Annotated in this window: 5 protein-coding genes; 1 reads left to right on the plus strand and 4 read right to left on the minus strand. The window is 41.3% G+C overall.

All coding sequences use genetic code 11. The features are described 5' to 3' along the window. Window positions 1-215 precede the first annotated feature (215 nt). The 4 genes from DWZ56_RS22440 to DWZ56_RS22455 all read right to left on the minus strand — a co-directional run bounded on the left by DWZ56_RS22440 (window position 216) and on the right by DWZ56_RS22455 (window position 5022). Window positions 216-2429 (minus strand): ABC transporter permease, encoded by a 2214-nt coding sequence (locus DWZ56_RS22440; RefSeq protein ID WP_118558845.1) that lies wholly within the window; start codon window positions 2427-2429, stop codon window positions 216-218. Window positions 2430-2434: 5 nt separating this feature from the next. Next, window positions 2435-3115: an ABC transporter ATP-binding protein gene (locus DWZ56_RS22445; protein WP_118558846.1), complete on the minus strand. Its 681-nt coding sequence runs from the start codon at window positions 3113-3115 to the stop codon at window positions 2435-2437. 69 nt (window positions 3116-3184) lie between these two features. Continuing rightward, the gene (locus tag DWZ56_RS22450) at window positions 3185-4354 is read right to left on the minus strand and encodes a sensor histidine kinase (RefSeq protein ID WP_118558847.1); all 1170 of its coding nucleotides are present in this window, start codon (window positions 4352-4354) and stop codon (window positions 3185-3187) included. Continuing rightward, window positions 4351-5022 (minus strand): response regulator transcription factor, encoded by a 672-nt coding sequence (locus tag DWZ56_RS22455; RefSeq protein ID WP_118558848.1) that lies wholly within the window; start codon window positions 5020-5022, stop codon window positions 4351-4353. The genes DWZ56_RS22450 and DWZ56_RS22455 overlap by 4 nt, the downstream gene beginning before the upstream one ends. Before the next feature lie 236 nt (window positions 5023-5258). On the opposite strand from DWZ56_RS22455, the gene DWZ56_RS22460 reads away from it, so the two are divergent. Beyond that, window positions 5259-5920, plus strand: a 662-nt coding sequence (locus tag DWZ56_RS22460) for an ATP-binding protein (RefSeq protein WP_147369466.1), incomplete at its 3' end; no start/stop codon positions are given.

The following is a 5920-nucleotide window of genomic DNA, read 5'->3' on the forward strand; positions in this document are numbered from 1 at the left end:
CCCTGGATAATATGAAACTGGATGATGATGTGCTGAACATTCCTCTGTTCATGGCAGATCAGGCCGATCGGCTGATTGGGTTGGCATTGGAGCAGAAGTCATAATAAACGTTGCGCAAGGTTTGAGAAAGCTTGAGAATGGACATGCTGCCACAACAGTGAGTAGGCAAACTGTCCCGAATAATATATAATATAATTTCCCATATACATTCCTCCCTACATCATCGTATCATCACGTAAAACCTCTGCCAGATTTACTTTCCGTATATTGCGCCAGCCAAGATAATATGCCAAAGCCACAGTTCCCAAAATGGCTAACATAAAAACCGCTATCGGAACAAAAGGTGCTTCGGCAAGAAAGATTCCAGCTTCGAGAAAACTCGCCTGTAACATAGCGCCAACTAAAAAAACTGTAATCGGAATTGTAAGCAATACCGGGCGTCCGGCAATGACCAATGCCTCAATGCAGAACATTTTCCTGATTTCCTGTGGTGTCATTCCGACAGACATATATCTGGAAAATTCTCTCTTTCTCTGACGTACAAAACCAAGCGTATTAGAAAACACATTGCCAATACCAATGATTGCAAGAAGAACACAGAACCCTCCAAAAATCGTCATCATTCCCTGTATCTGCTTGTCATTCGCTTCCTGTTCCTGAATACGATTCTCACTTTCTACCGTATAGGTTTCCCCTATTACTTCAGTAATTGCTTTTTGTAGTTTACTTAATTCCTCTGACGTACTATTATCATTGCCAAGAACACAAATATATGTATCTTCTTCAGATTCGACAAACTGTCCTTTTATCTCTTTCCACAAAGATGCCGGAATAAAATGAACCATCTCATAATAATCGGATTTTCCATATTCCTCTCTTAAAGCAGGAACTTCCTCTGTATAAGACAAAACAGGAATTTCCACCATCATTTCCTCTTTGCCAGGTTGACTCAATATACTAGTGGTATTTTCGCCTTTTAGATATGGCATATACTCTGGATGTCGGAAATTCGGGTTTGTCACATTGCGTATCTGATTTCTGATAATCGTTCCGTCAAGCTGCGGTGTAATCCCAATCTGTTCACAGTATGCACAGAAACTTACATCATCCAAAATAACGATCGGGGCATTTACCATCCAACCATTTTCTGTTTGCTCTACATAATTACTGGAAGCATGAGAAAAACCGCCAAAGCTTTTCATTTCGTCACTTATCTCATTTTCTGTGACGATTCTTTTTGCTATTGCTTTTTGATATACTATCGCATTTCTCACACTGGGAATATCCTGTATTTCTTTTATTTCTTCAAGAGAATCCACTGCCGTATCTTTCACAGTAACCATCACATCCCACACATCCTGATAACGTTCAAAATATGTCTCCCTTGTACTGATCCCCGACAATGTAAAAAAACACTGCATGATTGTAAATGCCATAAAAGAAAGTATTAGACTAAGCGATGCGGTTCGCAGGGCTTTTCGCTGTGCTTTCAGTGCATTGCCTGCCAGTTCTCCTTCCATCCCAAACAACAGCGTGAGAAACGGTGAGTTCCTCTTACGTTTTAACTGCAATTCCCCTGCATTTTTAATCGCCTCAAGCGGCGTCAGTCTGCTTAATTTCCGGGCAGGCAGCCAGGCAGAAATGCATATCGTCAGAATCGTTACCCCCAGTGTGATAACCAGTACAAGCGGATGATAGCCGAAAGCAGCCTCATGTCTGCCTGCTATACCACTCCCCAGCAGGATATTGGTCATATGTAAAAGCCCCATGCTTATTACAATGCCTAATAAATTTCCAAGAATAACCGGTACGGCACACAACGCTGCCGCCTCCTGTAAAAGGCACGAGCGTATCTGCTTTGGAGTTGCTCCGATACTGGACAGGATACCAAACTGATGAATTCTTGCATTCATAGATACTGCAAAAGAATTATGTATGATAACTATCAGTGAAAATGATGTCATTACCGTTATGAGTATGAACAGCGGAAATAACAGTCTCGGTGCCGTATCCTGCGAATCGCGTATCAAATACATTGCCAGAAGTTCATGGTTATAGGTAACCGTCTCCGGTGCAGATCCCACCAATTCAACAATCCGAGGGGTGTCTTTCAGAACAGCTCCCATATCATCAAAATAAATATCTATGACTGTTTCCTGACTTTTGCTTTCTTTTTCGTTTATCACTGCATCTTTTACAGTCGCAAAGTTTTTCATCATCTCTATGTCTCGGCTGTCAAATTCTCCTGTAATACGGCTCTGCCAACTGCCTTCTTCCAGTTCAATTCTCTCAACCTCGTACTTCCATGCGTTATAAAACAGTCCGCATAATAATGATAAAAGCAGGGCAGAAATAAATGCAGCTATCATAATAGAAATTCCAGAGGTACGGTTATTTTTAATATAGCCTGATGAATAATCTCTCCACATATTCATTACCTCCGCCGTTCATCACTTTTAATCATGCCATCCTCTATGGTTATGATACGGTCCGCCTCCAAAGCCACCTTTTCATCATGTGTAATCAACACAATGGTCTGCTCCAGATTTCGGTTGGAGAGCTTCAGCATATCAATAATCTCTTTGGAATTTTTCTGATCTAAATTTCCAGTCGGTTCATCCGCTAAAAGCAACGCCGGACGATAAATTAAAGAACGTGCGATGGCAACTCTTTGCTGCTGCCCCCCTGACAACTGATTCGGTAAAACTTCAAGTTTGTCAGAAATCCCAAGAGAATGAACCACTTTCTCAAAATACTCATTGCTTGGTTTTTTCTTATCAAGTGCAAGCGGCATAAGAATATTTTTCCGTACCGTAAGCGTAGGGATTAAGTTATAAAACTGATATACCAAACCAACTTTTCTTCTTCTAAAGATTGCCGCCTGTGTTGGATTCAGTTTAGAAAGATCTGTGCCGTCTATGACAACTTTTCCGCTTGTAGGTTTGTCTACACTTCCTAAAATATGCAGCAGCGTAGATTTTCCCGAACCGGATGCTCCAACAATCGCTACAAATTCCCCCTTACTTACTGTCAGGTCAATCCCATCCAATGCGGTCACCTGACTATTACCAGAACCGTATGTTTTGCATATTTTTTCACACACCAAAATATCCATTCCGTTGTTTCCTCCTTCTGTGGGCTTTTGAAATTCCATATTACTACTATATCAATCGAAAGTTACAACTTAGTGACAGTAAAAGCGAATTTCAAAACAAGCACCGCCATCCGGCATATTTTTAGCATGTATTGTTCCGTTTTGTCTTTCTATAATCTCTTTTGCCAACGCTAATCCTATGCCTATCCCTCCTGCACAGGCATTTTTCCCCCGATAAAATCTTTCAAAAAGATGTGGAATGTCCTCTTTGTCAAATCCATTTCCCTCATCCCAAATCAGAATTTCCGTATATAACGGATTCTGTCCATAGCTACAATGTACCGTTCCACCCCTGTTATGTTCCATGCAGTTTTTCATCAAATTGATGAGCGCCTCCATTGTCCACTCCAAATCGGCTGTAATCGCCATTTCTCCTAACTCCGGAATGTCAATGGACGCTCCGGACTCTGCCAATAATTCCTGCAAATTATCTGCCGCAAGAACAATTACGGTCAAAACATCTATTTCTGATTTTTGAAGAACCAGCGTCCCTGCATCAAACCGAGACAACAAAAGCAATCCTTCCTCTAAACGGGTCAGCCTTAAAAGCTGCTTTTGTATTTTTTCTGACTGTTCCATTTCTTTTTCCATTGTCTGCAAGGACAACGAAATGGCAGTGATGGGTGTCTTTATTTGATGCGCAATATTGTATAAATTTTCAGCAAAGTCATTTTTCACCTGAACTGCTTTATCCTTTGTCTGATATAAGAAAGTCACCGTCTTGTAAATTTCATCTTCCAGTTTGGAAAAATCATCTTCCCCGGAGACCGACAGAATCTCTGCTTTTCCTGTATTCACCCGTTCTAAATAATCAGCCAATGCCCGAATACGCAAAGTTTCTGTCCGGTTCCGAAATAAAAAAGTAATGACAAACAAAAAGGTTCCCGCCAGAAATCCGATTACCGCAAAATATAGCGGATGCATATAAGAAAAATCCGTGATGCCATATCCCCATTCAGATAAAATATTACATCTCAATACATCGGAAACATTTCTGTTTATACATTCTTTTAATGCCGCAGAAATTAGTTCTTCTGATTCCGGTTCCTGCCTAAGCATCACACCGCAGATTTCATTTATTGTATCAAATTGAAACCGACTGTAATACACGGATGTCAGCAGCACAGCAATCACAGCAGCAATAAGGCTGACAGACAGCACCAGCCCTACGGTTGTCAACACATTCTTTCTTCCACTCATATTGTGTCCTCCATACGATATCCGATGCTCCGGATTGTTTTCAAACAGGAGGGCTGATGAAGTTTATCCCGTAAACGCTTCATCGTAACCGTTAGTGTATTGTCATTTACATAATTTCCATTCACATCCCATACCTGCTCCAAAATTTTCTCCCGTGTAACCGTCTTTCCCTTGTTTCGCATCAAATACAAGAGTAGCTGGTACTCTGCTGCGCTTACGTTTATTTCTTCTGAGTGATAAGAAACTGTATGTCGGTCCTGATCTATTCTGATTCCGTCACAAGAAAGATACCGTTCTGCAACATTTCCGCTTCTGCGTAGCAATGCCAATATCCGTGAATGAAGCACTTCTAATTCAAATGGTTTTACCACATAATCATCGGCACCGCATTGAAAGCCCGAAACAATATCGACAGAGTCCCCTCTGACGGTAATAAAAATAACCGGAAGCTCCCTCCAATTTCTGCGTATCCACTGGCACAGGTTATCTCCCCGCCCATCCGGCATATTCCAGTCTACCAAAACAATACTTGGGGTATGCTCTCGCAGCACCTGCTTCGCAACTGCGATTGTTTCTAATATTTTCACCTTGTATCCTTGCAGCTCAAGATAATCTTTTACTGCCTGTGCGATATTTTCATCATCCTCAACATAATAAACTTCTATCATTTTTTCGTACCTCCACTGTATCTATTATAATTTTTGCAGTTTTATTTCACAAGACACTAAAACAGGATAGATGCTTCACAAATACTGATGATTGCGGCTGAAAGCCGCATAGTTACTGTATTTTAATTGAATATAGGTTTTTTGTGATAGGGGTTGTATTTTTCGAGGCTTGCGCATATAATAAATATGTGATTAAGAAACACTAAAACTCCAATAAAAGTGTGAGGAGTGAGTCTATGGAACGATTTATTTTGAAAAAGCTACTGGACTGGAAGAATTCTCCCTACCGTAAGCCTTTAATCCTAAAGGGTGTACGTCAGGTTGGTAAGACCTGGATTCTGAAAGAGTTCGGTAAGCGTTATTACGAAAACACCGCTTATTTTAACTTTGATGAAAATGAGGAATACAAACAGTTCTTCGAGACTACTAAAGATGTAGATCGCATCCTACAGAACCTGATGCTGGCCAGTGGTCAAAAGATCCTGCAGGAAAAGACTCTCATCATCTTTGATGAAGTGCAGGACTGCCCGAAAGTCATCAATTCCATGAAGTATTTCTGTGAGAACGCTCCGCAGTATCATATCGCCTGTGCCGGTTCTCTGTTGGGCATTGCCCTGGCAAAGCCGTCTTCTTTCCCTGTGGGCAAGGTCAACTTTATGCAGATAGATCCCATGACCTTCTCGGAATTTCTGATTGCCAATGGTGACGAAAATCTTGCTGCATATCTGGAAAGCGTGGACACTATTGAGCCGATCCCTGATGCTTTCTTCAATCCTCTGTATGAGAAATTGAAGATGTACTACGTCACCGGCGGTATGCCGGAATCCGTTCTGATGTGGACAGAAGCCCGTGACGTTTCTGCTATGCAGGAAGCTTTGTCTGGCATTATCGGTGCTTA

The organism is Lachnotalea sp. AF33-28 (genome assembly GCF_003477885.1).
Lineage (GTDB): Bacteria > Bacillota > Clostridia > Lachnospirales > Lachnospiraceae > AF33-28.